The sequence below is a fragment of the Chryseobacterium hagamense genome, from assembly GCF_007991455.1.
Lineage (GTDB): Bacteria > Bacteroidota > Bacteroidia > Flavobacteriales > Weeksellaceae > Chryseobacterium > Chryseobacterium hagamense.
Genome location: NZ_BJYJ01000002.1, coordinates 1 through 26,939, shown reverse-complemented (window position 1 = coordinate 26,939; position 26,939 = coordinate 1). Strand labels below are relative to the sequence as shown.

The following is a 26,939-nucleotide window of genomic DNA, read 5'->3' as shown; positions in this document are numbered from 1 at the left end:
TAAATATACCGATCGGTATATTTTTATATCTTTGTATCCTGATTCAGCCGGATGTCGAAAGCGGAAAAGACAAAACAATTCATCATTGAGAAAACAGCTTCTTTGTTTAATACCAAAGGCTATATTTCCACGTCTTTATCCGATATTTCCGAAGCGACCGGATTAACGAAGGGCAGCATCTACGGCAATTTTGAAAATAAAGACCGGCTGGCCCTCGAAGCTTACCGGTACAATGCAGGTTCATTGAAAGCAAACATGGTCTCTGCCTTCAGTGACGAATTTCCGACTGCCGTTGATAAATTATATGCTTTTGTCTCCTTTTACAGAAAAAACTGGCATTCGGTATTTCTGGATGGCGGATGTCCGCTGATGAATGCGGCAACGGAAGCCGACGATACGTTTCCGGATCTGAAAGATCAGGTAAAGAAATCCTTTGAAGAATGGATGGCCAAGATCTCGGAAGTCATTGCCCGGGGCCAGAAAACCGGGGAGCTGGATGAAGAGCCGGATGCGGAGGAATATGCCTCGCTGTTTGTCATGATGATTGAAGGCGGAATCCTGTTATCCAAGACCACAGGCGATGAGAAATTCCTGAATTTTGCACTGGACCGGATCCTCAAAATTATCGATACCGAACTGGCAACGGCATCTTCAAAAAATAAAAATGAAATATAATATGGATAAACTAGCAGTCCTGAAAAGCTTTACCGGAAAAGAATTTACGGCTTCCCCTTCTCCGTTTATGAAGTGGCTGAATCCGGTGGTACTGTCTGCGCAAGAAGGCCGGATCGAATTTCAGTATACCGTTAGGCAGGAATGGCTGAACCCGATGGGCAATCTTCACGGGGGCGTAACTGCTGCGATCATGGATGACATCATCGGCGCGACGATGTTTTCCCTGAATGAAGAAACTTTTATTGTCACCATCAACAACAGCATTGATTATTTTTCAACCGCCAGAGAAAACGATCCTATTATCGCCGAAACAAAAATCATCAAGAGAGGAAAGCAGTTTGTAAACGCAGAATGCGAAATCTGGAATGCGGACAAAACCCGCCTGATCGCCAGAGGAACCTCCAATTTATTCAAAATCAGCAATTAAATGAAAAGAGTTGTTATTACAGGTCTTGGCGCAGTGACGCCTTTAGGAAATACTGTCGGGGAATTCTGGCAGAACAGCATCAACGGAAACAGCGGTGCCGGAAAAATTACCCATTTCGATTCGGAAAAATTTAAAGTACACTTTGCCTGCGAGGTGAAAAATTTTGATCCGAAGACTTATTTAACCCATAATGAAATCAAAAGAAGCGATCTTTTTTCCCAATACGCCATGTATTCTGCTGCGGAAGCACTTAAAGATTCCGGTCTTGAGCTTGAAAAGATGGATCCCTTCGATACCGGCGTGATCTGGGGAACCGGGCAGGGCGGAATGTGGACTTTCGAAAGTGAAGTGATGGAATTCACCAAAGGAGACGGAACCCCGAGATTCAACCCTTTTTTCGTGCCTAAATTCATTGCCAACATGGCTTCGGGAATGATCTCGATGAAGTTCGGACTTCAGGGGATTAACTATACCACGATTTCGGCATGCGCTACAGGGAATACAGCCATTATGGATGCCTTCAACTACATCAGGCTGGGAAAGGCCAAAGTAATCGTAAGCGGAGGATCTGAAGCAGCCATTACCCCGGCATCAATCGGAGGATTCTCCATTATGAAAGCCATGTCTACCCGGAATGACGATTTTGCCACCGCCAGCCGTCCGTATGATGCTGAACGGGACGGATTCGTGATGGGAGAAGGAGCCGGCGCCTTAATCTTAGAAGAATATGAACACGCTAAAGCCCGAGGTGCAAAAATCTATGCCGAACTTGCAGGCGCTGCGATGACCGCCGATGCCTATCATATGACGGCCCCTCATCCGGAAGGAACCGGAGCCATCAAAGCCATGCAGCTGGCCTTAAATGAAGCAGGTATCAACACGGAAGATATCGATTACATCAACCCTCACGCCACGTCTACCCCAATGGGCGACCTGGTAGAGCTGAACGGGATCAACAAACTGTTTAAAGGAAGCAGAAACCTGGACATCAGTGCCACCAAATCCATGACCGGGCATTTGCTGGGCGCTGCCGGAGCTGCAGAAGCCATCCTATCTATTAAAGCTATTGAAAACGGAATCATTCCGCCAACCATCAACCTTCACCGGATTGATGAAAACATTCCGAAGGATCTTAATATTGTTTTCGGAAAAGCCAAAGAAAAGAATATCAATTATGCACTTAGCAACGCATTTGGGTTCGGCGGGCACAATGCTACTTTGATTTTCAAGAAGTTTCAGTAATTTTGACAGGCCGGAAGGGGGAAGCCGGATGCCGGAGGTTTTAATTAACAACTTTAAAGATCCTAAAGCAATTCAAATACTTACCAATACATAAAAAGCAGCCATTGGGCTGCTTTTCCATTGTACGAATTTATATAAACATCAGATCATGATGCGGGGTTAATCGGAATCTTTGTCTGCAATAAAAAAGTCGTCCGCATCTTCTGCGATCGGGATATAAAGCCTTTCCCAGACTTTACTTTTCACCATATCCCAGCTATGTCCTTTTCCTTTCAGGTCTTCCGCCAGCAATACCGTTCCCGGTTTAATCATAAAAGTGGAACCGTCGGTTACTTTGAATTTGATATTTCCTTTGATGGTAATCACATACTGCCTTCTCGGTGCAGGATGGGCATTCTTTTCCCATTCCTCGGTTTTGTTGCTCATCCAGAAGGTATTGGTATTCATATGCTTCAGCGTAGGAATTTTACCTTTTTCGAAAGTGCAGGTCCCGTCCGGTTTATTCACGAGCCTGATGGCCGGAATAAACTCAGTGGTTTCCTCTGCTTTTACGCTGATGTGCTTTTTGTGATGATCTTGTGCATTCATAAAACTCATTGTTGAAAATGCTACAACAAGGCTCATGCCTTTAACAAAGTTTTTCATTTCTAATCGGATTCTTTTTTTATGGGTTGTAAACGGTATCGTGAACCATCATTTTTTCAAAATAGGGCTTGTATTCCTGTACGAGGGCCAGGTGCTCCGGAAGTTTTCCGTAGGCTTCAAGTGCTTCCAGGCTTTCGAATTCCATGGAAACATTATAGGTAAAGCTGTTATCCAGGACGCTTCTCGGGCTGGAAGCGGCAGGCTTTCCGTAGCGGAGATTTTTCTGATAAGGAAGTCGGGCCAATCCTTTGAAAAAGTTTTCAAATGCTTTTACTTCAGCTTCGGAAAGATCTTTTCTGAGCCAGAACAATAAATAATGGAAGTACACTTTTTTCTTTTTTATGGGGTTAAACAAAGGCAAGGCAGAGGCAAACAGATTCCCGGAAAACAGCAGCAATGCCGAAGCCTGTGCCGAACGGAATAAAAATTTTCTTCTTTCCATAGTAAATATAATTTTGTTGTATGATTACTGTTGCTTATGAACAGCGGGTATTCTTTAATTGATATCAATCCTGTACTTCAGGACGAACTGCCATTTCCGGTCTGAAACCACGGCGTTGTTAGCGGCATCCGGTGTAAAGACGGGTCGGTTCTGCGCATCGAAAGTGAATCTGGATGACATCCCGTTCATCAGCAGGGAAATTCCGGCGTCATAGATTACGGCATTGTCGTGAAGCCCTTTCAGATCGGAAAGCTGTATCCCTACGGCAGGCTGAAGCTGCAGGTCTTTCTTTTCTTTGTTTAAGTAAGGAAGCGTTCCGCCCACTTGCAGGTAATAAGTATTCCCGGTCCCGATCACAGGCATGGCATTTCCGGCACCGTTGAGGCTGGCCAGGGAAGCATCCACTGAAGTGGCCGGGTTGTTGGTTCCGACATAGCGGACATAATTCGGACCGTAATCGTTGTGCATTGCCATAGCATAAGCACTTACGGAAGTTCCTTTTTCCTTATTCAGCGGTGCATCATAGAACAGGTCTGCGGCAAAGTTCTTCATATCGTCATTCACCGTATTTTTTGAAGCATCCTGATGCCACATCGCATTGTGGATATAATCAAACCCGGCTCCCAGGCTCAGCACATTTTTTTTACCGGCATAGGTTCCGGAATTGAACGGGGTGGAAATATTTTCCGTCTCCAGGAAAGCATACCTGAAATACCCTGAAAAATCTTTATGCGGCGAATTCTTACTGAAAGTGGCTACGTTCGGTTTCGGATCTGCAGTTGCCATCGTATACGGATCTGCAACGACCAGGCGGTAATCGAATTTACCAAGCTGACCTTTGAGGTAGGCACTCAGCTCCCTTACGGTATAATCTGTGGCACCGGCATTGGAAGCTGCATAAGCCGGAAGATCATACAGCAGCGTATTCAACGGACCCGTGGTGAAACGGGAAAGCCCCCTCCAGGTAGAACGCCCGGCTCCGACAGCAATTCTATCGTTAAATGCATATTCAGCATAAGCATCCAGCAAATCGAAATAATTGCTTCCTTTCGCATTTACATTCACATTGGTGGTTCCTCCCTGAAGCACGAACATCAGTTTTTCGGTTGGTTTATACGTCATTTTTACCCTTATCCTCCGAAGTGAAAGATCCGATACGTCTGATTTTGCATCGTTGTTGATCATACTTCCCGGATTCAGCTGGACGTAACGGGCCCACAATTCGGCATATCCGCTGAAAGAAAGGTACCGGGTGTGCTGTTCGTTAAGGTAATGCGTAAGTGCGGGATTACCGAAATCATTTTTTTTCTGTGCTTCCGCTTTCTGGCTCATCCCGATTAATGAAGCGATGATCAGTGCGGTTTTAAGATACTTTCTGTCCATAGTGTTTCAGTCCTCTTTTTATTGTTTTGACAGGGCAAAATTAGTTTTGAAAAACCGGGAAGGTCGTTAGAAAACCATTAGAAAATCTTTAGAAAACCATTAAACGGGAGATTCCGTTTTTCCGGAAGTAAAATATAAAATACCTTTGTATGGGATTTGTACGGCAGCGGAATACAGGCTTTTAAAAAGCACCGCCCGGCTTATCTTTCCCACCTGAAAAGTATTCCAGATGAAAATTTTAATCATAGAAGATAATGCGCGGGTTTCTGCCCTGCTGAAACGGGGTCTTGAAAGCCAGGGCTACCAGATCTATATTTCGGAAGATGCGGAAGACGCCCTGGTTTTAGCTGACCGGATCGCATTCGGCCTGATCATTACGGATATTATGCTTCCGCAGATGAACGGGATTGAATTCAGTAAAACCGTCAGGCAGAAACATCCGGATCTGCCGATTATTATGCTGACCGCCCTGGGAACCATCGATGAAAAGATCGAAGGTTTCGATGCCGGGGCCGACGATTATATGGTGAAACCTTTTGAGATCAGGGAATTATATGCCCGGATCAAAGCCGTCCTGCTGAGAAAATCATCATTGCCGAAAAAGGAGGAAACGCCGGAGGTGATCCAATATCATCAGCTGGTGATCCATCAGAAAACGAACCGCGTATTCCGAGACGGAAAAGAGATTACCCTTACGCCGAAGGAATTCAGGCTGTTGGTTTTCCTCATGACCCACGCAGAGCGGATCCTGACCCGGGAAGAGATTGCAGAAAATGTCTGGGGCAACCATTTTGATACCGGAACCAATTATATTGATGTGTACATTGCCTATCTGCGTAAGAAAATCGATAAGGATTTCAATGAAAAACTGATTCATACCAAGCCCGGTACGGGATTTATTTTTACCCGGAACTTATGAAAATCGCTACCCGGACCGCGTTGATGTACGCACTGATTACGGCAGGCATCCTCTTTGTTTTTGCCTACGTCCTTTACTTCGTTTCCGAAAAGAACAGGAACGATGAATTCAATGACCGTTTAGGCTATAAAATTATCTGGAGGGCAGAATTCATCTTCGATGCCAATATAGACGGCAATAGGATAAAAAAGCTCCATGAGCGGAATAAAAAGATGCTGAATGAAGCCGACATCAGCGTCTACAACAGTAAAAAACAGCTGATTTTCACCGACATTAAACCCAGTTCAAAGAATCCGTATTATCTCGAACACCTGATCCAGACCCGGAAAGACAAAATTACCTGGCAGCGCGGAACCCGGCAGTATATGGCGTTCCGGTATGAATTTAACGGGGATAATTTTTATATTATCGGAAGCGCTGTTGACGTGACGGGGCTGGCGCACATTAAAGAATTCAGGAATGATATTATTGTGGTTTATATTATTTCCGTGCTCGTTATTTTTGTCATTGGTTTCCTGTTTTCCTACTATACTTTAAAGCCTTTAAAAGACATTATTGTTCAGATCCGCGATATTTCAGAGCATAACCTTCATAAAAGACTGGTGGTTCCCAAAGCGAAAGATGAAATCTACGAGCTTACCGAAACATTTAACTCTACCTTTAACCGGCTGGAGAAATCCTTCAGTAACCACCGCCAGTTTGTAACAACGATCTCCCATGAATTCCGGACCCCGCTTTCCACGCTGATTGCCGAACTGGAACTCGCCAAAGAACTCAATGTTACCCTGGACGATTATAAAATTTCCATCAACAATGCCCTTCAGGATGCAACGCATGCCTCACAGCTTTCCTCCGCCCTCTTGGATTTTGCAAGGGCCAGCTATGATGCTTCCCAGATCAGCTTTACCGACCTCCGGCTGGATGAAATCCTGGCCGATGCCAAAGTGGATCTGCTCCAAAAGAATCAGGACTACAGGATTGGGATTCACTATATGGATAATATGGCGGATAAGGACGAAAGCAACTATGATTTTTATGGAAATCCTTATCTGCTGCAGATTGCTTTCCTCAACCTGATGGAAAATGCCTGTAAATATTCGGCAGACAGAAACTGCCGGGTGGAAATTGAGGTTCACGGCAATACTCTGGAGATCCGTTTTATCGACCAAGGCATCGGAATTGATGAAGAAGACCGGGATAAAATTTTCGACCTTTTTTACCGCGGAGTCAATAAGCATTATGAAAAAGGAAACGGGATCGGTTTATCGATTGTGAAAAGAATCATTGAAATGCATCACGGGACCATTCTACTGACATCAATACCCGGCGAAGGAAGTATTTTCCAGATACGGTTTGTTTCCGATAAATAAAAAAAGCAGCCTTATCTAAGACTGCTTTTTTCCATTGTTGTTCTTTTTTATGCCTTCAGCCATTCCGATTTGGAAAGATAGTTCTGATCCGGGTAATAGATAAAAAGAAGGTTTCTTCCCTTGATCGTATTGATGATCGGCTGGGTAAGATCCCTTGGCACCGCCGGGCATCCCCAGCTTCTCCCGATCCTTTTATGGGTGGCCGCAAACTGGTCGCTTACATAATCGGCACCGTGCATTACGATGGCTCTTCGGTACGCCGCATCGTTGAATCCTTTATCCATCCCCAACAGTTTCAGAGAATAGCCGTTGTCTCCCTGGTAAGTAGCATCCGTGATATAAAACCCTAAGCTGCTCTGCAACGAACTTTCCGTGTTAGAAAAATTCGTTGCAAATTCGTCGCCTGTATTTTTACCGTGTGCTACCAATGAGTTGAACAACACTTTTTTCTCGTTCATGTCGATTACCCAAAGTCTTTTGGTATTGGAGGACATTGAGAAATCGCATACCGTCAGCAGATGCGCATCCGGATTAAGAAGACCTGCTTTCTTCAGGTTTTCAAATCCTGTCATGGCTTTGAAGAAAACGTCGGGATTAAGTTCGTGCCCCTGTTCAAAGGGAATAGAATGGTATAATTCTTCGGATGAAGACATGGTCTTTTCTGCTTTCACAGAATTCATTTCAACTGATTTTTCAATTCTTTTGGTATTGGATTCATTTTTCATAACAGTCTTTTCCGGAGACCCGTAAAATGAAGTGGTAATCATGTACACAATACCGAGTACGCTATAAATTCCTTTCATTAAAATATTATGTTAAATACAATTGCGGGAACAAATGTATAAAAACATAACGGGCCAGGCGTTATAACTCTAAAAAGTTTAACGCTATTTAAGAAACTTTAACGTGCTGGTTTATAGAATTTAAACCAGTGTTTATTTTTCAGAATCCGGTATGAATTCAAGGCTTACGGAGTTCATACAATACCGTAATCCGGTAGGCTGAGGGCCGTCATCAAAGACATGGCCAAGGTGGGAGTCGCATCTCTGGCAGAGCACTTCTACCCTTTCCATTCCGAATGCCGTATCTCTTTTGTAATACACCCCTTCCTTATCCGCCTCAAAAAAACTCGGCCAGCCGCAGCTGCTGGAAAATTTAGCATCCGAACGGAACAGATGGTTTCCGCAAACGGCACAATAATATTCTCCCAGCTGATCGAACTCATTATATTTTCCGGTAAAAGGACGTTCTGTTGCCGCTTCTCTGGAGACTGCATAAAGATCAGGTGACAGAATGTTTCTCCATTCCTGATCCGGAATATCCAGTTTGGTACGGTCTGTCCGGGAATAGTATGGATTGTTTTTTGCTTCGTGTTCCATGTCGTCTGTTTAACGGATTGGTACCAGCCAAAATCAAACCATAACCGGATGAAAGTTTCAAAATTTAACTATTTTTAAGTAATGAATTTCGGATGACTTTATTTGCCAGTTTGTATTTATTTGATTTTAAATAAATTAAACCAAAAGATATCCAGTCAATAAAAAAGCGAACCGGATTTAAATCATCAACAATAACCGTATACCGAACCTTATGAATGATGAAACAAAAAGAAAACAGCTGAATAGGTACAAGGCTTTTGCTACCGGACTGTTCCTGCTGATGGCCCTTATTTTTATTATGATGACCATCCTTGAGAAGCGGATGGATTCCCATTGGATCGGCTATGTCCGTGCTTTTTCCGAAGCCGCCATGGTAGGTGCCCTGGCCGACTGGTTTGCCGTAACCGCACTGTTCCGCCATCCTTTGGGCCTGCCGATTCCGCATACCAACCTCATCGAGAACAGCAAGCAGCAGCTGGGCGATAACCTTGGGGGATTTGTGGTAGACAATTTCCTGTCCCCTCAAAATATCCGTCCCTACATCCAGAAGCTGAACCTCTCAACTTTTGCAGGGGAATGGCTGGGAAAAGAAAAAAACCAGGAGATCCTGATCCGCAATATTTCCGATATCGTCCTGGATATCCTGAACAAGCTTGATGATGCGGAAGTGAGCCGGTTTATCAGCCGTAAGGTATCCGAAATGGCCGGTGATGTGAAGCTCAATAAAATCGTTGGCAACGGAATTACCTATGTTACAGAAAAGAACGACCATCAGCGGATGGTGACCAGCCTCTCTTCCCAGATCAAAAATTATATCCTTGAAAACAGTGAACTGATCAAGGAACGCGTCCGGAAAGGAAGCTACACCTTCATTCCCTCTTTTGTGGATAACAAGATTGCCGATAAGGTCACTACTGGGCTTTCTGATTTTTTTGCTGAAATCGAAGAAGACCCTAACCATGAGATCAGGGACCTGATCACGAAAAGGATTCAGGAATTTTCCGCTAATCTGGCTGAAGACCCCCAATGGGAACAGGAGTTTACCACGATTAAAAACGATCTCCTGCAGCCGGAAAAACTGAATGAATATTCGCACGACATCTGGGCTTCCATAAAAAAAACCGCTATAGAAGAGCTTCAGCAGGAACATTCTTCCCTGAAAACCTATCTCTCTAAAAACCTGAGCGAATTTGCCCTGAATTTAAATACCAACGAAACCTTACAGTCCAAAATCGACAACTGGGTTCGTGTGACAGCTTATAAATACATCCTTAAAAACACCCATCAGTTCGGAAACCTCATCAGCTCAACAGTCGGTAACTGGCAGGGAAAGGAATTAAGTGAGAAGCTGGAGTTGGAAGTCGGTAAAGACCTGCAGTTTATCCGGGTAAACGGAACAATCGTCGGTGGATTGGTCGGACTGATTATTTATACGGTGGCGCATTTTTTCCTTTGAAGTTGTTTCGTCCTTTAGGGCTTTTTGGTATCTAAAATTGGATTGACACAGGGCTTCACCCTGTGCTGATGTATGTAGCCCTTCAGGGCTCTGACGATAAAATCAAAACCTGAATTTAAGATGAATTTTCATATTGTAGAATAGAAAATATTTGATCTCAAATCCAAACAAATTTCATTGGACTGCAGACAAATAAAAAGCAACATCAGACAGATGTTGCTTATACTTTATTAAAATTTCGGTTAATTTTCTTCCCTCTTTGCTACTTTTAATGCACTAAGCCAATAGCCATTTGCTAACAGCCAGCAGCACTATCTCGGCAGGCGGCCCGCTCTTTTGAGCACTTCCCGGTTGATATCGTTGATGAGTTCCGGGCCTTCGTAGATGAATCCGGTGTACAATTGCACCAGGCTTGCGCCGGCATCCAGTTTTTCAATCGCATCTTTTGCCGAATGGATTCCGCCTACGCCGATGATCGGGAAAGCGCGGTTGCTTTTCTCAGACAGGTAGCGGATCATGCGGGTACTGCGTTCACGGATCGGTTTTCCGCTCAGGCCGCCGTTGCCGATCTGCGCCAGGATTTCCGGTGATGTTTTCAGTCCTTCTCTGTTAACGGAAGTATTGGATACGATAACCCCATCGGTTTTTGTTTCTGCGATCAGGTCAATAATCTCATCGAGCTGACGGTCATTCAGGTCCGGAGCGATTTTTAAAAGAACCGGTTTCCGGACGCTTTTGGAAAGGTTGATTTTTTTAACTTCGGTAATCAGCTCACGCAGGTATTCCACATCTTCCAGCTTGGCATGGCTTCCCACGTTCGGGCAGCTTACATTCAGGACAAAATAATCAACATAAGGATGAAGGCCTTCAAAACACTGCAGGTAATCGTTGGTATACTGTTCCGGAGCCGTATCCGTATTTTTACCGATGTTTCCGCCGATGATGATTTTCCCCTTGTTGCCTTTCAGCTTTTCGATGGCTGCTTCCAGCCCGTCGTTATTGAATCCCATCCGGTTGATAATCCCTCCGTCTTCGATAAGGCGGAACAGTCTTTTTTTAGGATTCCCGGCCTGTGCTTTAGGCGTCACCGTACCGATTTCCACGAATCCGAATCCAAGGTCTGCCAGTTCATTGAAGAGTACGGCATTTTTATCGAACCCGGCGGCAAGTCCGACCGGATTCTTGAATTTCAGGCCAAAGACTTCCCTCTCGAGACGTTTGTCTTCAATGGGTTTCGGTAAGAACAGTCTGGTAGCAAAGCCGAAATTCTTGAGCATCGAGAAGGTAAAATGATGCACGGCTTCAGGATCGAATCTGAAAAGGATCGGGCGGATCAGCGATTTGTACATGCCTGGTTTTTGGGGTACAAAGATACTGATTTTTAGTTGAAATCCTAAATTGTTTGTTTAGCGCGGCCGTCTGATTTTTTTTAATTTGAAAATCGGAGAATTTGGAAATTTGAAAGTGAGGCGAATCTGCTAATTTGACGCAAATTCAGACCTGCATCACTATATTCAACCGGTTGCCGGAACAGAACGTAAAAATCAGATCCCTGCGTAAAGATTAAACAAAGCATTTCCCTGATGACATGATAAATGATTTTAGTTAATAATCAATTCCTTTGATTGTAATGTTGGCTTGGGGAACTTCCGGCATCAGGCTTCCCTCTTCCAGCCTGCATCTTATTAATGATCCTTTACATACGCATTCAGGTCAAGCCCGAGGAGATCGCCCACATTTTTAAACTCTTCGTCTATTGTAGCGGTTACCGTAATTCTTTCATCAGAAACCGGATGGGTAAAAGTGAGCTGAAGGGCATGAAGCGGCATTCGGGTCATGTTAAAAGTCTGCAGCAGCAATTTGTTCTGCTTGTTGCATCCGTGCTTACGGCACCCTAAGATCGGATGCAGAATATGTTTAAAATGTTTTCTCAACTGGTGAAACCGTCCTGTTTCCGGAATAGCTTCCACCAGGCAATACCTGGAGGTCTGGTGTTTTAGAAAAGGCAAACTGATTTCCGAAGTCTGCAGACGGCGATAATAAGTCACGGCATTCTGTTTCACTTCATTTTCATTAATCAAATCATAATCAATGGTTTCTTGTTCTTTCGTCCAGCCCCGTAGAATAGCGATGTATTTCTTTTCGACTTCCCGGGTGGCAAACTGATCGCTCATGGTCCGCAGTGTTTCTTTATCTAAGGTAAACAGCAGAACGCCCGAAGTCTTCCGGTCTAAACGGTGTACGGGATGCACTTTTTGTCCGATCTGTTTCTTCAGTTCCTGAACAGCGTAAGTATCTGCTGTTCCCGCATAAAAGGATTTATGAACAAGCAGTCCGCTGGGTTTGTTGATGGCAACAAGATATTCATCGCGGTAAAGGATTTCTAACATGCGGCAAAAATAGAGATTTTGGCTGATATGAATCAATACCGAGTGGATTCTCTACTTACTTAACTTTGAGAGATTTTGACAAAGCTTTTCTTTATTCTTGTTATCTTTCTGTTTCCAGAATCAGATTCACATTATAATTACTGGTCAAACTTCAGGTTAATATTGAAAAACGGCAGCAGGCTGTTTTCTATTCTTCCGTTTTCCCTGCTGACTTCGCTTCCGTGGGTTCCGATATATTCCTCGGCTTCGTGCCTGATCTTCAGCAGTTCGAGGGTACGGCTGAAACTTTTACAGGTAACCGGAATATGGATAAATTCGTCATTCCTGCCCCAGTCGAATTTTATGGCTTTTAATTTTCTGAGGTTTTCATAATGGGTGAAAGGCAGCTCTGAAACGGAATGGTCTTTTAAATCTTTGAGAACTTCTGTATTCACCTTTACACTTTCCCCGTCGAAGGAAAAGGGCAGATCGGCAAAAAACGGAGCCTTACGGCTGTTCCCGCTATAAGCTCTTGCGATGGCATAAAGAATGGTGGCTCCGGTATTTTCAGGCTTTGAAAGATCCTTTAAGTCTTTTATAACAGCTGTCTTTTTATAGGCATCGATTTCCGTGAGCGCAAAGTACCGGGCGTCCAGGACTCCGGGAGAAAGTGCATATACGGAAGAAAACGTTGCGGGATGAAGAATGGCATTCCGTAAAGCCCCGTTGCCACCCATGGAATGCCCGGCAATGCCGCGGCTGTCTTTATTGGCGATGGTCCGGTACCGGCTGTCTACAAAATTGACGAGTTCTTCCGATGTAAAATCCGACCAGTTGCCGGCAGATTCAGAGTTGGCATAAAAACTCCCTTTGAAAAGCGTGCTTTCATCCGGCATCACGACAATCACCGGCTTTATCTTTTTCAGATGGATGGCACGGTCGAAAATGCGGTTGATTTTATCATGATTCACCAGCAGGCTGTCGCTCCAGAAAAAGCCATGCAGAAAATAAATTACAGGATACCGCTTTGAAGAGGTTTCATAATCCGGCGGAAGGTATACCGAAACCCTTCGTTTTGAATTCTCCCCGGCTTTGTTTGCCAGGGTTTTCGCCGTGATGGATGTCGTGATTACTTTACCTGCCGGGATTTCCTGTGCAGATAACAAATGAGTAAACAGCAGCGAGATGATGATCAGGAAAACCGGTCTTTTCATTGTAATTCATTTAGATATAACAAATATCGATAAATTATCTCATATTGAGACAATAATCATCTTAATGCATACCCTTTCTGGAATTTTCAGACTTAAATAAAACCTAACGGGTTCCGGAACCCGTTAGGTCGATGCACTTCTCTTTTTCCCTAACCTTGACTGCACCGGCATCCTTCCGGAATGCATGGCGGGCAGAAAAGACAGAGCGGAAAGCAGGTTCCAGGCTCCTGAAAAAATGATCGCTGAAATTACTGAGTAAAAATTTTATTTTTTATTTTCGCAAAAATTTTTAATCAATGAAAAAGTTATTGTCAATACTTCTTTTAAGTATTTTTCCGTTAATGGTATTTGCTCAGCAACCGGATTCGCTGAAACTGGGAAAATCCAACCGTGAATTTTTCATCAAAGGAGACCAGAAATTCAGGTTTTCCGAATACCGGAAAGTGTTTACCAATCCTGAAGCCTTAGGTTATATGAAAAAATCCAATACCAACGGTACAGTAGCCCAGGTATTCGGGGCCATCGGCGGCGGGCTTATCGGTTTCGGACTGGTAAAGGAGATCACCAAAACTAAAACCGTTTATTATAACGGAGTGGCGGTAAAGGAAAAGCAAAAAGGAGGCTGGGGCCTGATCGGCGCAGGATTGGGTGCTATCGGAATCGGGATTCCTTTTGCGATAAGCAGCGGCAAAAATCTGAAGAAAGCAGTAGATACGCAAAATCAAAATCCGGGAACTGATGAAAGGAAAACTACTTCTTACCGCCTGGACCTCAGCGGAAACAGCATCGGCCTGACCTATAATTTTTAAGAAAATATCCAAAGCAGTTTTTTACTGCTTTTTTTGTGTACCGATTTAAAACCTAACGGGTTTTGAAGACCCGTCAGGTTGATGCGGTCCTTTATCCTAGCCCTGATTGCAGCGGCATCCTTTTTCCGCCGGGCGTTTTGGCGACGGCGAAAAAGATACAGCGGAAAGCAGGTTCCCGGCTCCTTATCAACCTGTCCTGCAAAAACTTCCCGCTCCGGTCTTTTAACTTCCCTCTTTTTCACTACTTTTGCACTTCAGACGTTAAAAAAATTTATGGCAAAGCAAGAAGATGTTTTCAAGAAAGTGATTTCTCACGCTAAAGAATACGGTTTTATTTTCCCTTCGAGTGAGATCTACGACGGGTTATCCGCTGTGTATGATTATGGACAGAACGGTGCCGAACTTAAAAATAATATCAAACAGTATTGGTGGAAAGCGATGGTCCAGCTGAACGAGAATATTGTGGGAATTGATTCGGCCATCCTGATGCACCCGACGACCTGGAAAGCATCTGGCCACGTAGACGCTTTCAACGATCCATTGATTGACAATAAAGATTCCAAGAAACGTTTCAGGGCAGACGTCCTGGTAGAAGATTACTGCCTGAAAATCGAGGAAAAGGAAAAGAAAGAAATTGAAAAAGCAGCCAAAAGATTCGGTGAATCTTTCGATAAGGACCAGTTTGTTGCCACCAACCCGAAAGTACTGGAATACAAAACTAAAAGGGAAGCGATTCTTTCGAGACTGGCCAGATCCCTGGAAAACGAAGACCTTGCCGATGTAAAAGCCCTGATTGAAGAGCTGGAAATTGCCGATCCGGATACCGGTTCCAAAAACTGGACGGAAGTACGACAGTTCAACCTGATGTTTGGTACCAAGCTGGGTGCCTCCGCGGATTCTGCGATGGACCTTTACCTACGTCCTGAAACGGCACAGGGTATTTTCGTAAACTTCCTGAACGTACAGAAAACGTCCCGCCATAAACTTCCTTTCGGGATTGCCCAGATCGGAAAGGCTTTCAGAAATGAAATCGTCGCGAGACAGTTTATCTTCAGGATGCGTGAATTCGAACAGATGGAAATGCAGTTTTTCGTAGCACCGGGAACCGAACTGGAATTCTACGAGCAATGGAAGCAGAAAAGACTGAACTGGCACCTGGCTTTAGGCTTAGGTGATGATAATTACCGGTTCCATGACCATGAGAAGCTGGCGCATTACGCGAATGCTGCGGCCGATATCGAGTTTAATTTCCCGTTCGGCTTCAAAGAACTTGAAGGGATCCATTCAAGAACGGACTTCGATCTTAAAGCCCATGAGGAATTCTCCGGAAGAAAGCTTCAGATCTTCGATCCTGAGAGAAACGAAAATTATGTTCCGTACGTGGTGGAAACTTCTGTCGGACTGGACAGGCTGTTCCTGGCATTATTCTCTCACTGCCTGAGAGACGAAACCCTGGAAGACGGTTCGGAAAGAACGGTTCTTTCCTTACCTCCGGCGCTGGCCCCGATTAAGGCGGCGATCCTTCCGCTGATGAAGAAAGACGGCCTGGCAGAATATGCCGAACAGATCTTCAACGACCTGAAATACGATTTCAATCTGTTCTACGAAGAAAAAGATGCGATCGGAAAAAGATACCGCAGACAGGATGCCATCGGTACGCCTTACTGTATCACGATCGACCACGATTCCTTAACGAATCACACGGTAACCATCAGAGACCGGGATACAATGCAGCAGGAAAGGGTTCCCGTTTCGGAACTGCGAAGAATTATCGACGAAAAGACAAGTTTCAGAAATTTACTTGCCAAAATATAGACGAAGGCCCTGAGAAATCAGGGTTTTTTTATTTAAGCTACCACAAGGTTTGTTTATGCCGGGAAAATAATTATTTTTGCCTGATTTTTAATATCCATTATAACCATGAAGAAATTATTTATTTCGACCGCAGTATTTTTTGCGCTGGCAAGCTGCTCATCCACAGATACGATTGAAGAAAACCAACCTGTTGATCTCAATTCCATCCTTCCTACCAAATTTACCGAAACCAACAACAGTGGTCAGCCTTACAGTATGACCTTTAAATACGACGGCAACAGGATTCTTGAAGCTGCTGAAGCAGGAGCCTCTAACAAAACAACCTATACTTATAACGGCGACCTGATTGTAAGGGTAGATGATTATGAAAACAACAAGCTGGTTTATACCCGTGAATTTACCTATACCAACGGAAAAGTAACAGCTGAAAAAGTGATTAACAAGCATACCGGAACATTAACGTATACTAAGAATTACCAGTATCTAAGTGATAACCATGTACAATACAACGATTATGCAGGCGGCACTTACAATCCTGCAACCGGTGTTTACAGCAATATCACTTTCTCCCAGAATGATGTGTATATTTCCAACAGCGGAAATAAAATCAGTGCAACTTCCGTTGCAAATGGGGTAGCTACTACTTACACATACCATTATGACGGGGATTACAGCCCATTCCGGAATGTTAGGGGGTACAGCAAGATTGTTTTGTTCGATTCCATGGACGGGGAATATGGAAACAACAACCTGCTGCACCAGACGGCGACTTCTACAGGAGCGAGCGGAGGTACAACGAGTATTACAGGAACCCATACGTTCAACAGCAACGGCTTCCCAATAAAAAGTGTAATGGCAAGTTCAGGCAGCAGCGTTCTTTCTCCCACTTCCCATACCTACGTATACGAATACAACAAATAAAACAGTAAAGCCCTGAGAGATCAGGGCTTTCTATTTGGTATAAAGTTCATTCGTGACAAAAATCAAATCATTTCAACCGATGTCTTCAAAATTATTTTAAATTTGTTGCAGACCGATGCTTATGACCATTCTCATTTATCTTGTGACGTTCATCATTGCCGCCCTGGTACTTTTTTATATTCTGGGATACGGATATCTTTTTAACGGAATCTCAAAAACTTATTTAAAAGGCAAAATGAGCGCAAATATCGATGACGGGAAATTCTTTTCCGCCAACCTCATCGCCACGGAATCCCCGGTGCTTTGGGAGGAATCTCCGAAATATAACAAAAAAGAACTTCCCAAAAATATAACCGACGATCTCGTTCATTCGGATACTGCATCTTTTATCGTGGTGAAAGACGGGAAATTGCTTCACGAACAGTACTGGAAAGGCTATCATGCCTTGTCTACGACCAATTCTTTCTCCATGGCGAAAGCCGTAACGGTCATGCTTTTGGGGAAAGCGCTGGAGGAAGGAAAGATCGGCAGCCTCGATGATAAGTTCACCGGTTATTTTGAAGAATTTAAAAATAAGGCATTTGCAGAAAACTTAACGCTGAAGCATTTGGCCCAAATGGAATCCGGCCTGGACTGGGACGAAGATTATAAAAACCCGTTTCTCCCGAATGCCAGAGCCTATTATGGAAGAAGCCTGATGAAAGCTACCTTTTCAAGGAAGTTCAAATCCCGCCCGGGCGAAAGGTTTGAATACCAGAGCGGATCGACACAGCTTCTTGGGTTTGCCGTAAGAAAGGCCGTGGGGAAACCTTTAGCCAGCTATCTCTCCGAAAAATTCTGGATCCCGATGGGCATGGAGCAGAATGCTACCTGGAGCACGGATGAAAGCGGTATGGAAAAGACTTATTGCTGCATCCATTCCAACGCGCGTGATTTTGGCAAGCTCGGCCAATTGTTTCTGGATAACGGAAAAGCGGGCGGCCAACAAATTCTGAATGCGGATTTTATCCGCCTGATGAAAACCCCGACGAAACATTCTGAAGAAGTTTACGGCATGGGCCTGTGGATCAATAACGACAACCCGATTAAACATTATTACTTCCTTGGGCTTCAAGGCCAGTACATCATCATGGTTCCGGAGCACCAGATGGTGATCGTAAGAACCGGAAGTTACAGCAATCTCCCAAAGACCGATCGGGGAAGGCCCGATCAGGTGAAATTTTTAGTGAATGAGACGGTGAAGTTTTTTGGTGGAAATCAGTAATTTTAATATCCTCAAGTCGTTTTATAAATATAAATTTAACATGAACTCGAAGAAGAACCGGAGTCGGGAGTTAACAGGCCGGAAGAGGGATGCCGGATGCTGGAAGTCTCTCCTGTCAAAATATAATGAAAGGTCGTGATAATCAAACTAAACATTTTACTATTCTATCAGATAAAATTCTTATTTAATCCTGAATAAACAGCATTAATTATATTGTTTTAAAATCCCGAAGGGATGTCTTACTACAGGATAGGATAAAATCCTATCAAAAGAGTTAACCGTTATTCATTTTATCTAGGGAATTTTATTCATAATCCTGACTGAATTACCCTTAATCTCATTTTTGAATTAAGTAAATATCTGAATATAATAGTGATATGGCCGAATTCACGTTAAATTTAAAACGAAACTGCCGGTATGATCTTCATTGAAAAGCTTTTTATCCGAAAAGTTGTTCCAGCGTTTTGGTGGCTATAAACATCTTTCCACTGTCAGGAAGTTTTATAAAATCATATTTTATATAAAAATTTTCTGCACCTTCATCTAGCGGATCTACTACTACTGCGAACGACCCTATTTCCCGTGATATTTCATAACTTCTTTTCAAGGCATCAATCAGTAATACTTTACCGATTCCCTGACCCTGATATTTTTTATCAATGGCTAATCGTCCAAGCAAAATTACCGGAATAGAATGATATGATCTTGGAAGTTTCTTTTGAATAGGTTCCGGAAATTTTTTTAAAGGAATACTGCTATTGGAAAGCGTATAATATCCTTTAATGGAATATTCATTTTCAGTCAATACAAAACAAGCGGATAATTTTCTTTTAATATCCTGTCCTGCCTGTTTTTTTAAATAATTGGTTAAAAGCTCTTTTCCACAGTCGAAATTTTCCCGTTTATGCTTTTTATCTAAAAGCTCAATCATTTCTTTAAATCTGATATAAAAGCGTTATACTCTTCCAAAGCATTTTTTAAATTTTCTGAAGGTTTTGCCGGTTTTGTAACAGCCTCGAAAAAAATCCGGCTGTCTTTTTCAGAAGCTATAATCTGTTCTTTTTCCTGAATGATTTCCTTTGCTTTTTCCTGAACAGTCAGGATAACAAAGTCTGTCAGACTTCTGAAACCACCTAAGGACGCCGCTTTTTCAAAGAAATCTTTTTGCTCTTTGGAGAGTCTTGCATCAAACCGTGCATGTTCTTTAATTGATATACTCATGACTTAAATTTTTACAAATGTACGGAAATAATCCGTAAAAATAAAGTACATGTACGGTATATATCCGTACAGTATTATTAAATATAATTGCAATCTTTATGTCATTATCAGTTGAGATAATTTAATCTATAGAAGATTGCTTTACCTCATCCCATTATTGATCCGATGTCTCGGCAGCCCGATCTCGTGTGCCTGCGGATAGGGTTTCCGTGAGGTCATGCTGATATCTTCCCGGATTTTCTGATGTATCTGATAATCTTTATCCTCGTCAAAAGAATACCGCGGATCGGCAATCATCTGCATTTTTGCCATTTTGTGAACGGTAACGGTGGGAAAATAATAATCAATTTCCACCGTTCCGAGCAGCAGGTAACAGCCGCCACCCTGGAAGTCATATTCTTTCAGGCTGTCCGGAAAATGAGCCGTATCGAAATATTCACCGTCCGCATCGATCCAGGTTCCGAAATACATCGCTCCTTTTTTAGTCGGTACATGTTTCCTCGAGATGAGATATGCCAGCATTTTCACCTGCCGCTTATGATATTTCGCCAAGTCCTTTACCAATACCGAACCCCTGTATTTCGTCTGCAGCAGATCAAAAGGGGTACATGAAACCGGAAACCCGATGATTTCAATTTCATCAAAAGCATCTTCAAAGCGCTCTCTTTTCAGTTCCGGAAGCCGGAATTCCTGTACAGGCTCATCAATAAGCAGCATTCCGCGGTGTTCGGGCCTGAAATTCACAAGCAGCATCCGCGCTTCCACCAGGAGCTCATTTTTCTGCTTCCCGGTAAAACGGAAAGCACCGATAAAAATTAAGGTCTGCACGGTTTCCACCCCTGCAGCAACACGCCTGATAAAATTTTCCAGGGAGGTGTAATCTCCGTTTTTTTCACGTTCTTCCACCATTTTATTGACTATTTTGGCTTCAAGCCCTTCCAGCAGGCCGAATCCAAGGTAAATCCGGTCTCCTTTCAGTGTTGTCGGCACTTCACTAGAATTGATGCAGGGAAGCTGAATGTTCCCGCCGGACATTTTAGCCTCATGGACGTATACTTCGGTGCGGTAAAACCCACCTTTGTTGTTGATTACCGAAACCATGAATTCCAATGGGTAATAGACTTTCAGATACAGACTCTGATAGCTTTCCACCGCATAGGAAGCTGAGTGTGCCTTACAGAAAGAGTAACCGGCAAAAGATTCGATCTGCCGGAAAGCCTCAGCCGTAAGTGCTTCGGAATGTCCTTCCTCTTTGCATTTTTTAAAGAAATTAGCCTTTACTTCCTGCAGTTTCTCTATGGACCTCCCTTTTCCGCTCATGGCCCTGCGAAGCGTATCTGCATCTGCGAGAGTAACGCCTCCGAAATACTGGGCAATTTTGATCACGTCTTCCTGGTAAACCATAATTCCGTAGGTTTCTTTCAGGTTTTCTTCAAATACCGGATGGAAATATTCAAACTGATCGGGATGATTGTGCCTGAAAATATATTCCCGCATCATCCCGCTCTGGGCTACTCCCGGACGGATAATGGAAGAAGCGGCAACCAGGATCCGGTAATTATCGCATTTCAGCCTCCGGAGCAGTCCGCGCATTGCCGGGGATTCGATATAAAAGCAGCCGATGGTCTTTCCTACAGCCAGGTATCCGTTGGCTTTCGGTTCATTTTTAGAAATGCGGGTATCGCGGATATCCACATCAATACCCCGGGTTTTCTTAATCAGCGCCACTGTATCATTGATCGTACCCAAGCCGCGCTGGGAAAGAATGTCCAGCTTTTCCAGCCGCATGTCTTCTGCGGTATCCATATCAAACTGTGCGATCGGAAAACCTTTCGGTGGCATTTCCAGGGCGGTAAAATTGGTAATCGGTTCTTCCGAGATCAGAATTCCGCAGGCGTGCATACTGCGCTGGTTCGGGAATTTCTCCATCAAGGCGCCATAGCGGTGGACATGTTTGACAATGGAATTCGTATCGTGCTTTTCCACAGGGCCATTCGCCAGGCTGTCCAGTTCTTCCTTCGGCAATCCGAACACCTTACCGACTTCCCGGAAAATGGATTTGTACTTGAACTGAACATTCGTTCCGCAAAAGGCAACATGCTCCTTCCCGTATCTTTTAAAAATATATTCGAGGATCGTATCCCTGTCCTGCCAGCTCCAGTCGACGTCGAAATCCGGAGGTGAATTCCGGTTCAGGTTCAGGAAGCGTTCAAAATAAAGGTCAAGCTCAAGGGGACAGATGTCGGTAATACCTAAGCAGTAACTGACAATAGAATTCGCACCGCTTCCCCTTCCGACATGCATCAATCCCATGCGGTTGCTGTAACGCACAATGTCCCAGGTAATCAGGAAATAGGAACAGAAATTACTCTCGTTAATGACCTGCAGCTCCCGTTCCACTCTTTTCCTTGCTTCCTCATGCCCGGTCCCATATCTTTTTTTAAGCCCGAGATACGCCAGTTTGGTCAGCATCTTCAGATCGGAAGCTTTTGATCGGGTATAATGCTGCTTGTTACGGACTTTTTTAAAATCAAATTCAAAACTGCATTGACTGATCAGCTGTTGGGTATTCCTGATGATCTCAGGATAAAACTGAAAGTCTTCGGTAAGTTCTCTTTCGGACTTAAGGTATTCGGATTTGCGGCAGATGTCGTGTTCGGAGAGTTTAGACAGCAAAGTATTGTTATCGATCGCCCGAAGGATCATGTGAAGATTGTATTCTTTCTGGGAAATGAAGGTTACCGGCTGGAGAATCACCATCCGGTCCTTAAGCTTATTCAGCTCAGGGCGAACCAGGAAATTCAGCTCTTCTTCCCGGATGCCGATGTATTCGTTGTCTTTAAGCTCTTCAGGAATATTCTGCAGCGGATAGATTACAAATACGTTCTCAAAAGCAGGAGCCGTTTCCTGAAGATCTGCGCCGTCGCAATTGTGGGCGGTCATCATCCGGTTGATTTCCCCGATCCCGGAAAATTCGCGGGCAATGGCGATATACAGGAGCCGGTTTTCTTTCCTGATTTCCATTCCGGCAATAGGCTTGATTCCTGTGTCATCACATTGTTTTTTAAAATCATAAATGGCCGTAACGGTATTGATATCGGTGAGCGCCAACGTTTTGATGCCCAAGGCCTGGGCTTTCTGCACGAGTTCTGTTACGGAAAGGGTGCCGTAACGCAGGCTGTGGAAGGAATGGCAATTGAGGTACATAGCAAAAAGATTAAAGGGTTGTTTTATTTTCTAAATCGAATCCCGAAGCCCTGCCGACAGCATCCGCTCCGAAACGGTTTTTAAGGTAATCCATAGTGTGGTATAAGTTCATCTGTTCTTCGGTGTCTTCAAACAGGTTCATCTGATGGTTCCCGTGGACGAGGTCGGTAAACCGGAGGCCGATCAGGCGGATCCGCATCCTTCGGGTATACAGCCGACTGAACAGTTCCAATGCTACCCGGGATAAGGTATGGTCTGCCGAAGTATAGGCCACCCGGCTCTGTCTGGTTTCGGTATCGAAATTGGCATACCGAATTTTCACAACGACCGTTGAGGTCAGCCACTTTTCCTGCCTCAGCTGGTAAGCCAGCTTTTCCGACATTCCGCTAAGTATCCTTCTTAACTCCGGAATATCCATCGTATCCTTTGAAAACGTATCTTCCGTAGAAATGGATTTGCGCTCGGAATACGGGATGACCGGATTTTCATCGATGCCATTGGCTTTTTTCCACAGCTCTTTGCCGTTGTTCCCGATCATCTGCTGAAGAGCAAGGACAGGCATTTCAGATAAGGTCCGGATGGTCCGGACGCCTACCCGGGAGAGCAGCTGGAAGGTTTTATCGCCGACCATGGGAATCTTCCTGATGGAAAGCGGGTTTAAAAACGGCCGGATTTCCGTTTCACGGATTTCCATTTTCCCGGCAGGCTTGGCTTCCCCGGTTCCGATCTTGGAAACGGTCTTGTTGGCAGATAAAGCAAAACTGATGGGCAGGCCGGTTTCTTTATGTACAGCCGCTACGATTTCCTGGGTCCATTGGTAGCATCCGAAAAATTTATCCATTCCGGAAAGATCCAGGTAAAACTCATCGATGCTTGCCTTTTCCATCACCGGCACTCTTTCCTGAATGATATCCGTTACAGTGTGAGACAGATTGGAATACAATTCGTAATCGCCTTTGATGATCTTTGCTTCCGGACAAAGCCGCAGGGCCATCCGGATCGGCATAGCGGAACGTACCCCGAATTTCCGGGCTTCATAGGAACATGAGGCCACTACGCCACGGTCGCCTCCTCCTATAATAAGAGGGATTCCGTGAAGCTGAGAATTATTAAGCCTCTCGCAGGATACAAAGAATGCATCAAGGTCCATATGTACAATTGCCCGGTCCATGCGACAAAAATAGTTACGTTTTTAAACAAAATTTGTATTTTTGTTGTTACAAATTATAACAATGTCAGTTTTCTCAGATAACATCAGGTTTTTAAGAGGTAAGAAAATGATTACCCAGCAGGATTTGGCGGATACTTTAATCATCACCCGGTCGCGGTATGTTTCTTACGAAGACGGTCGGTCGGAGCCGCCGATTGAAGTATTGGTGAAGATTTCCAAGTTTTTCAACATCAGCATCGATCTTCTGGTATCGGTGGATATCCGGAAATATCCGCTGGAAGAGATCCTAAGATTGCCGGATAACCGGATTGTTTTGCCGGTGGTGGTAGACCATCTGGGAAACAACAGTATCGAGATCGTTCCGCAAAAAGCATCGATGGGCTATCTTTCCGGCTACAGCGATCCCGAATACATTGAGGGCTTACAGCGGATCTCACTTCCTTTTCTGGTGAACGGAAAATACCGGGCTTTTCCCGCCAAAGGAGATTCGATGCCGCCGTTTAAGGATGGCTCATATATTATCGGGAAATACGTAGAAACTCTGGAAGATTTAAAACCGAATAAGAGCTATGTCTTTGTCACTCTGAACGATGGTATTTCCTATAAAAGATTAAAGGCGAAGAAGAAAAAATCAGTTACCGTCGCTGCAGACAATTCATTTTATATACCTTACGATATTCCGTTAAGTGATATTGTGGAAATCTGGCAGTATGCTTCCGGAATTTTTCCGGAGGATTTTGAGCCGGATCAAATAGAGAATTATAATCTGAAAGATATGTTTATGGAATTAAGGAGTGATATTAGAAAACTGAATGATAAAATTTCCAAATAATATTTACTCGTTTTCTTCCTGATAAATTGTAATTTATAGTTCTCATTTGCAGCTTGTTCATATTAAATTTAATTAAATTAATCATAATAAATAATTATGCGTCAAGTTTTGTCGCACCCCGCATCTACCTTTGTATTCCAGAACACTAATACACTGATAATATGGACAAAGTAACTTTACAGAGAATTGAAAAACTTCATCCTTCGGTAAGAGCGGAGGTGAAACAGATAATTAAAGAATGCGACGAAGCATTGACCGGAAGGGCAAAGGTGAGAATCACGCAGGGCTTACGAAGTTTTGAAGAACAGGAAAAGCTGTATGCGATCGGGAGAATTACCACCGGGAAAAAAGTCACCAATGCCAAAGCGGGACAAAGCATCCACAATTACGGGCTGGCAGTTGACATCTGCCTGATGACCGACGGAAAAACCGCCAGCTGGGATACCGCAAAAGACTGGGATAATGACCAGGTGGCCGACTGGTACGAATGCGTAAAAATTTTTGCCAGACACGGCTGGGACTGGGGCGGCAACTGGAAAACCTTCAAAGACCTTCCCCATTTTGAGAAGAAAAACATCATCACTGCAAAAGGTACCGTGAAAACCAGCTGGAGGACCCTGCTGAAAATGAAAATGGATAAAGACGGGTATGTGATCCTTTAATATAAGACCGATTTAATAAACTAAAAGATTTCTTATTTAAAATCATGCAACAGCTTTAAAATTTTCACTGAATATTCATAACAGACTTATAAATTTACGGGAATACTTCTCCAATATTGCAAACACTGGAATAAATTCTCTATTGGGAGAATTTAATTTTTAATGCGACGAGTTTTGTCGCTTTACCATCCTACCTTTGCTTCAGAAGAAACACCAACACAGCTTCATACCACGAGATAAAACCAATAGTTATTCTATAACGCTATTGGTTTTACTTGTCTAAAGTTATCTGATGTTTCATCGGAAAAAGCGAAAAATCATATGAAAAAGACAACCTTACTTTCTTTGGACGGGGGCGGAATCAGGGGGATTATCACCTGCATCATTCTGCGTTATATAGAAGAACAGCTCCAGTTGTACGATAAGCCGGGCGCCAGACTCGGCGACTATTTCGACTTTGTTGCGGGAAGCAGCACGGGAGGACTGATTGCGTCTATTATTTTATGCCCCGATGAACACCGTAAAGCAAAATACTCTATCCAGAAAGGACTGGAATTGTATGCTGAAAAAGGTGGCGATATATTCCAGGTTTCTTTTTGGGAACGCCTGGTGAATCCTTTTGGATTGCTGAATGAAAAAATCTCCCAGGAAGCACTGGAAAAAAACCTGAATGACTTTTTTGGAAATTTAGAATTAAAGGAACTTATAAAACCCTGCTTAATTACAAGCTATGACATTGAAAACAGAAGAGCCAAACTATTCAATTCCTGGAAAGCCAACCGGAGCAGCGATAATTTTTATGTGAAAGACGTCTGCAGGGCAACTTCTGCAGCACCCACTTATTTCAGCCCGGTACAGATCAAATCCATGTACGGACAGATCTTCAGCCTGATTGACGGCGGGATGTTTGCCAATAACCCGGCCCTATGTGCTTATGCAGAAGCCAGAAAGATTCCTTTTGCCGAAGTATTGAAAAATCATCAGAAAGCCAACATGCCTACCGTTAACGACATGATTATCGTATCCATAGGAACCGGGATCGAAGCCCGGCCGTATGCTTTCAGGAAAATGCAGAAATCCGGGAAACTCGGATGGGTAAATCCCATTATTGACATCCTGATGTCTGCCAATGCCGAAACGGTAGATTACCAGCTGGGCCAGATGTTCCAGACTTTGGGATTAAGGAACCAGAAAAATTATTACCGGTTGAACCCTTCTCTGAAAAATGCCTCTCCTGCTATGGATAATGTACGGAGATCGAACATTGAATCCCTGATTCAGGCCGGATTATGCTATATTGATGACAACAGGGAAACTTTAAATCAGATTGTACAGAAATTAATTAAAAATAAAATATAAGCTTTTCACCTTATAACAAACTGATATAAGCTTTTTAAATTATATTATTGATTAGGTGGAATAAAGATAAAGACAACCTTACAACGCTTCTGTAAGCATCTTATTCTTCCATTACAGGTTTTTATCCCTGTCAGAAAACAGATCGGAAAAAATTTCC

General features: G+C 43.7%; 25 protein-coding genes. 13 read left to right on the top strand and 12 right to left on the bottom strand.

All coding sequences use genetic code 11. The features are described from left to right. Positions 1-51 precede the first annotated feature (51 nt). The 3 genes from CHA01nite_RS03050 to fabF are packed head-to-tail and all read left to right on the top strand — an operon-like array spanning position 52 to position 2,344. Positions 52-675, top strand: coding sequence for a TetR/AcrR family transcriptional regulator (locus CHA01nite_RS03050; RefSeq protein WP_146939759.1), 624 nt, complete (start codon positions 52-54; stop codon positions 673-675). A gap of 1 nt (position 676) precedes the next feature. Further along, a complete protein-coding gene (locus CHA01nite_RS03045) occupies positions 677-1,102 on the top strand; it encodes a PaaI family thioesterase (protein WP_146939758.1) in 426 nt (141 codons plus the stop codon). Further along, complete coding sequence (gene fabF / locus CHA01nite_RS03040; protein WP_146939757.1) at positions 1,103-2,344, top strand: beta-ketoacyl-ACP synthase II; 1,242 nt, start codon at positions 1,103-1,105, stop codon at positions 2,342-2,344. 159 nt (positions 2,345-2,503) lie between these two features. Here fabF and CHA01nite_RS03035 read toward each other — a convergent pair whose 3' ends face one another. The 3 genes from CHA01nite_RS03035 to CHA01nite_RS03025 are packed head-to-tail and all read right to left on the bottom strand — an operon-like array spanning position 2,504 to position 4,814. After that, on the bottom strand, positions 2,504-2,989 hold the full coding sequence (locus tag CHA01nite_RS03035) for a cupin domain-containing protein (RefSeq protein WP_146939756.1): 486 nt from the start codon (positions 2,987-2,989) through the stop codon (positions 2,504-2,506). Between the two features lie 19 nt (positions 2,990-3,008). Next, complete coding sequence (locus tag CHA01nite_RS03030; protein ID WP_146939755.1) at positions 3,009-3,431, bottom strand: Dabb family protein; 423 nt, start codon at positions 3,429-3,431, stop codon at positions 3,009-3,011. Between the two features lie 54 nt (positions 3,432-3,485). After that, positions 3,486-4,814 carry a hypothetical protein gene (locus CHA01nite_RS03025; RefSeq protein WP_146939754.1) on the bottom strand — a complete coding sequence of 443 codons (1,329 nt, stop codon included), beginning with the start codon at positions 4,812-4,814 and terminating at the stop codon, positions 3,486-3,488. Between the two features lie 229 nt (positions 4,815-5,043). On the opposite strand from CHA01nite_RS03025, the gene CHA01nite_RS03020 reads away from it, so the two are divergent. Next, entirely contained in the window at positions 5,044-5,733 is a 690-nt protein-coding gene (locus CHA01nite_RS03020) for a response regulator transcription factor (protein ID WP_146939753.1), read from the top strand. After that, on the top strand, positions 5,730-7,103 hold the full coding sequence (locus tag CHA01nite_RS03015) for a HAMP domain-containing sensor histidine kinase (protein ID WP_146939752.1): 1,374 nt from the start codon (positions 5,730-5,732) through the stop codon (positions 7,101-7,103). Before CHA01nite_RS03020 ends, CHA01nite_RS03015 begins: the two co-directional genes overlap by 4 nt. Positions 7,104-7,150: 47 nt before the next feature. On the opposite strand, the gene CHA01nite_RS03010 is transcribed toward CHA01nite_RS03015, so the two are convergent. Next, positions 7,151-7,906 carry a murein L,D-transpeptidase catalytic domain family protein gene (locus CHA01nite_RS03010; RefSeq protein ID WP_146939751.1) on the bottom strand — a complete coding sequence of 252 codons (756 nt, stop codon included), beginning with the start codon at positions 7,904-7,906 and terminating at the stop codon, positions 7,151-7,153. A 132-nt stretch (positions 7,907-8,038) separates the two neighbouring features. Next, positions 8,039-8,482 (bottom strand): peptide-methionine (R)-S-oxide reductase MsrB, encoded by a 444-nt coding sequence (msrB, locus tag CHA01nite_RS03005; RefSeq protein WP_146939750.1) that lies wholly within the window; start codon positions 8,480-8,482, stop codon positions 8,039-8,041. 211 nt (positions 8,483-8,693) lie between these two features. On the opposite strand from msrB, the gene CHA01nite_RS03000 reads away from it, so the two are divergent. After that, positions 8,694-9,938, top strand: coding sequence for a DUF445 domain-containing protein (locus CHA01nite_RS03000; protein ID WP_146939749.1), 1,245 nt, complete (start codon positions 8,694-8,696; stop codon positions 9,936-9,938). A 311-nt stretch (positions 9,939-10,249) separates the two neighbouring features. Here the strand turns inward: CHA01nite_RS03000 and CHA01nite_RS02995 are convergent, their stop codons facing one another. The 3 genes from CHA01nite_RS02995 to CHA01nite_RS02985 form a co-directional block, all read right to left on the bottom strand. Beyond that, the gene (locus CHA01nite_RS02995; RefSeq protein WP_146939748.1) at positions 10,250-11,287 is read right to left on the bottom strand and encodes a quinone-dependent dihydroorotate dehydrogenase; all 1,038 of its coding nucleotides are present in this window, start codon (positions 11,285-11,287) and stop codon (positions 10,250-10,252) included. 336 nt (positions 11,288-11,623) lie between these two features. Next, positions 11,624-12,328, bottom strand: a complete 705-nt coding sequence (locus CHA01nite_RS02990; RefSeq protein WP_146939747.1) for a pseudouridine synthase — start codon at positions 12,326-12,328, stop codon at positions 11,624-11,626. A gap of 137 nt (positions 12,329-12,465) precedes the next feature. Beyond that, positions 12,466-13,521, bottom strand: coding sequence for an alpha/beta hydrolase (locus tag CHA01nite_RS02985; RefSeq protein ID WP_146939746.1), 1,056 nt, complete (start codon positions 13,519-13,521; stop codon positions 12,466-12,468). A 296-nt stretch (positions 13,522-13,817) separates the two neighbouring features. Between CHA01nite_RS02985 and CHA01nite_RS02980 the strand changes: the two genes are divergently transcribed. The 4 genes from CHA01nite_RS02980 (at position 13,818) to CHA01nite_RS02965 (ending at position 18,330) form a co-directional block, all read left to right on the top strand. Beyond that, on the top strand, positions 13,818-14,330 hold the full coding sequence (locus tag CHA01nite_RS02980; RefSeq protein WP_146939745.1) for a hypothetical protein: 513 nt from the start codon (positions 13,818-13,820) through the stop codon (positions 14,328-14,330). A 273-nt stretch (positions 14,331-14,603) separates the two neighbouring features. After that, positions 14,604-16,145 (top strand): glycine--tRNA ligase, encoded by a 1,542-nt coding sequence (locus CHA01nite_RS02975; RefSeq protein ID WP_146939744.1) that lies wholly within the window; start codon positions 14,604-14,606, stop codon positions 16,143-16,145. Positions 16,146-16,250: 105 nt separating this feature from the next. Next, entirely contained in the window at positions 16,251-17,066 is an 816-nt protein-coding gene (locus CHA01nite_RS02970; protein ID WP_146939743.1) for a hypothetical protein, read from the top strand. A gap of 121 nt (positions 17,067-17,187) precedes the next feature. Next, positions 17,188-18,330 carry a serine hydrolase domain-containing protein gene (locus tag CHA01nite_RS02965; protein ID WP_146939742.1) on the top strand — a complete coding sequence of 381 codons (1,143 nt, stop codon included), beginning with the start codon at positions 17,188-17,190 and terminating at the stop codon, positions 18,328-18,330. 439 nt (positions 18,331-18,769) lie between these two features. On the opposite strand, the gene CHA01nite_RS02960 is transcribed toward CHA01nite_RS02965, so the two are convergent. The 4 genes from CHA01nite_RS02960 to dinB form a co-directional block, all read right to left on the bottom strand. Next, positions 18,770-19,261, bottom strand: coding sequence for a GNAT family N-acetyltransferase (locus tag CHA01nite_RS02960; protein ID WP_146939741.1), 492 nt, complete (start codon positions 19,259-19,261; stop codon positions 18,770-18,772). Next, on the bottom strand, positions 19,258-19,551 hold the full coding sequence (locus tag CHA01nite_RS02955) for a type II toxin-antitoxin system TacA family antitoxin (RefSeq protein ID WP_146939740.1): 294 nt from the start codon (positions 19,549-19,551) through the stop codon (positions 19,258-19,260). The genes CHA01nite_RS02960 and CHA01nite_RS02955 overlap by 4 nt, the downstream gene beginning before the upstream one ends. A 141-nt stretch (positions 19,552-19,692) precedes the next feature. After that, the gene (locus tag CHA01nite_RS02950; RefSeq protein WP_146939739.1) at positions 19,693-22,758 is read right to left on the bottom strand and encodes a DNA polymerase III subunit alpha; all 3,066 of its coding nucleotides are present in this window, start codon (positions 22,756-22,758) and stop codon (positions 19,693-19,695) included. Positions 22,759-22,768: 10 nt separating this feature from the next. After that, positions 22,769-23,929 carry a DNA polymerase IV gene (dinB, locus tag CHA01nite_RS02945; protein ID WP_146939738.1) on the bottom strand — a complete coding sequence of 387 codons (1,161 nt, stop codon included), beginning with the start codon at positions 23,927-23,929 and terminating at the stop codon, positions 22,769-22,771. A 61-nt stretch (positions 23,930-23,990) separates the two neighbouring features. Here dinB and CHA01nite_RS02940 point away from each other — a divergent pair, with 61 nt between their 5' ends. The 3 genes from CHA01nite_RS02940 (at position 23,991) to CHA01nite_RS02930 (ending at position 26,782) form a co-directional block, all read left to right on the top strand. Further along, positions 23,991-24,761, top strand: coding sequence for an XRE family transcriptional regulator (locus tag CHA01nite_RS02940; protein ID WP_146939737.1), 771 nt, complete (start codon positions 23,991-23,993; stop codon positions 24,759-24,761). 161 nt (positions 24,762-24,922) lie between these two features. Then, on the top strand, positions 24,923-25,423 hold the full coding sequence (locus CHA01nite_RS02935) for a M15 family metallopeptidase (RefSeq protein ID WP_146939736.1): 501 nt from the start codon (positions 24,923-24,925) through the stop codon (positions 25,421-25,423). 321 nt (positions 25,424-25,744) lie between these two features. Next, positions 25,745-26,782: a patatin-like phospholipase family protein gene (locus CHA01nite_RS02930; RefSeq protein ID WP_146939735.1), complete on the top strand. Its 1,038-nt coding sequence runs from the start codon at positions 25,745-25,747 to the stop codon at positions 26,780-26,782. Positions 26,783-26,939 lie beyond the last annotated feature (157 nt).

Coding starts and splice junctions, on each gene's coding strand:
- CHA01nite_RS03050 (WP_146939759.1), top strand. CDS start 52: ATGTCGAAAGCGGAAAAGACAAAACAATTCATCATTGAGAAAACAGCT.
- CHA01nite_RS03045 (WP_146939758.1), top strand. CDS start 677: ATGGATAAACTAGCAGTCCTGAAAAGCTTTACCGGAAAAGAATTTACG.
- fabF (WP_146939757.1), top strand. CDS start 1,103: ATGAAAAGAGTTGTTATTACAGGTCTTGGCGCAGTGACGCCTTTAGGA.
- CHA01nite_RS03035 (WP_146939756.1), bottom strand. CDS start 2,989: ATGAAAAACTTTGTTAAAGGCATGAGCCTTGTTGTAGCATTTTCAACA.
- CHA01nite_RS03030 (WP_146939755.1), bottom strand. CDS start 3,431: ATGGAAAGAAGAAAATTTTTATTCCGTTCGGCACAGGCTTCGGCATTG.
- CHA01nite_RS03025 (WP_146939754.1), bottom strand. CDS start 4,814: ATGGACAGAAAGTATCTTAAAACCGCACTGATCATCGCTTCATTAATC.
- CHA01nite_RS03020 (WP_146939753.1), top strand. CDS start 5,044: ATGAAAATTTTAATCATAGAAGATAATGCGCGGGTTTCTGCCCTGCTG.
- CHA01nite_RS03015 (WP_146939752.1), top strand. CDS start 5,730: ATGAAAATCGCTACCCGGACCGCGTTGATGTACGCACTGATTACGGCA.
- CHA01nite_RS03010 (WP_146939751.1), bottom strand. CDS start 7,906: ATGAAAGGAATTTATAGCGTACTCGGTATTGTGTACATGATTACCACT.
- msrB (WP_146939750.1), bottom strand. CDS start 8,482: ATGGAACACGAAGCAAAAAACAATCCATACTATTCCCGGACAGACCGT.
- CHA01nite_RS03000 (WP_146939749.1), top strand. CDS start 8,694: ATGAATGATGAAACAAAAAGAAAACAGCTGAATAGGTACAAGGCTTTT.
- CHA01nite_RS02995 (WP_146939748.1), bottom strand. CDS start 11,287: ATGTACAAATCGCTGATCCGCCCGATCCTTTTCAGATTCGATCCTGAA.
- CHA01nite_RS02990 (WP_146939747.1), bottom strand. CDS start 12,328: ATGTTAGAAATCCTTTACCGCGATGAATATCTTGTTGCCATCAACAAA.
- CHA01nite_RS02985 (WP_146939746.1), bottom strand. CDS start 13,521: ATGAAAAGACCGGTTTTCCTGATCATCATCTCGCTGCTGTTTACTCAT.
- CHA01nite_RS02980 (WP_146939745.1), top strand. CDS start 13,818: ATGAAAAAGTTATTGTCAATACTTCTTTTAAGTATTTTTCCGTTAATG.
- CHA01nite_RS02975 (WP_146939744.1), top strand. CDS start 14,604: ATGGCAAAGCAAGAAGATGTTTTCAAGAAAGTGATTTCTCACGCTAAA.
- CHA01nite_RS02970 (WP_146939743.1), top strand. CDS start 16,251: ATGAAGAAATTATTTATTTCGACCGCAGTATTTTTTGCGCTGGCAAGC.
- CHA01nite_RS02965 (WP_146939742.1), top strand. CDS start 17,188: ATGACCATTCTCATTTATCTTGTGACGTTCATCATTGCCGCCCTGGTA.
- CHA01nite_RS02960 (WP_146939741.1), bottom strand. CDS start 19,261: ATGATTGAGCTTTTAGATAAAAAGCATAAACGGGAAAATTTCGACTGT.
- CHA01nite_RS02955 (WP_146939740.1), bottom strand. CDS start 19,551: ATGAGTATATCAATTAAAGAACATGCACGGTTTGATGCAAGACTCTCC.
- CHA01nite_RS02950 (WP_146939739.1), bottom strand. CDS start 22,758: ATGTACCTCAATTGCCATTCCTTCCACAGCCTGCGTTACGGCACCCTT.
- dinB (WP_146939738.1), bottom strand. CDS start 23,929: ATGGACCGGGCAATTGTACATATGGACCTTGATGCATTCTTTGTATCC.
- CHA01nite_RS02940 (WP_146939737.1), top strand. CDS start 23,991: ATGTCAGTTTTCTCAGATAACATCAGGTTTTTAAGAGGTAAGAAAATG.
- CHA01nite_RS02935 (WP_146939736.1), top strand. CDS start 24,923: ATGGACAAAGTAACTTTACAGAGAATTGAAAAACTTCATCCTTCGGTA.
- CHA01nite_RS02930 (WP_146939735.1), top strand. CDS start 25,745: ATGAAAAAGACAACCTTACTTTCTTTGGACGGGGGCGGAATCAGGGGG.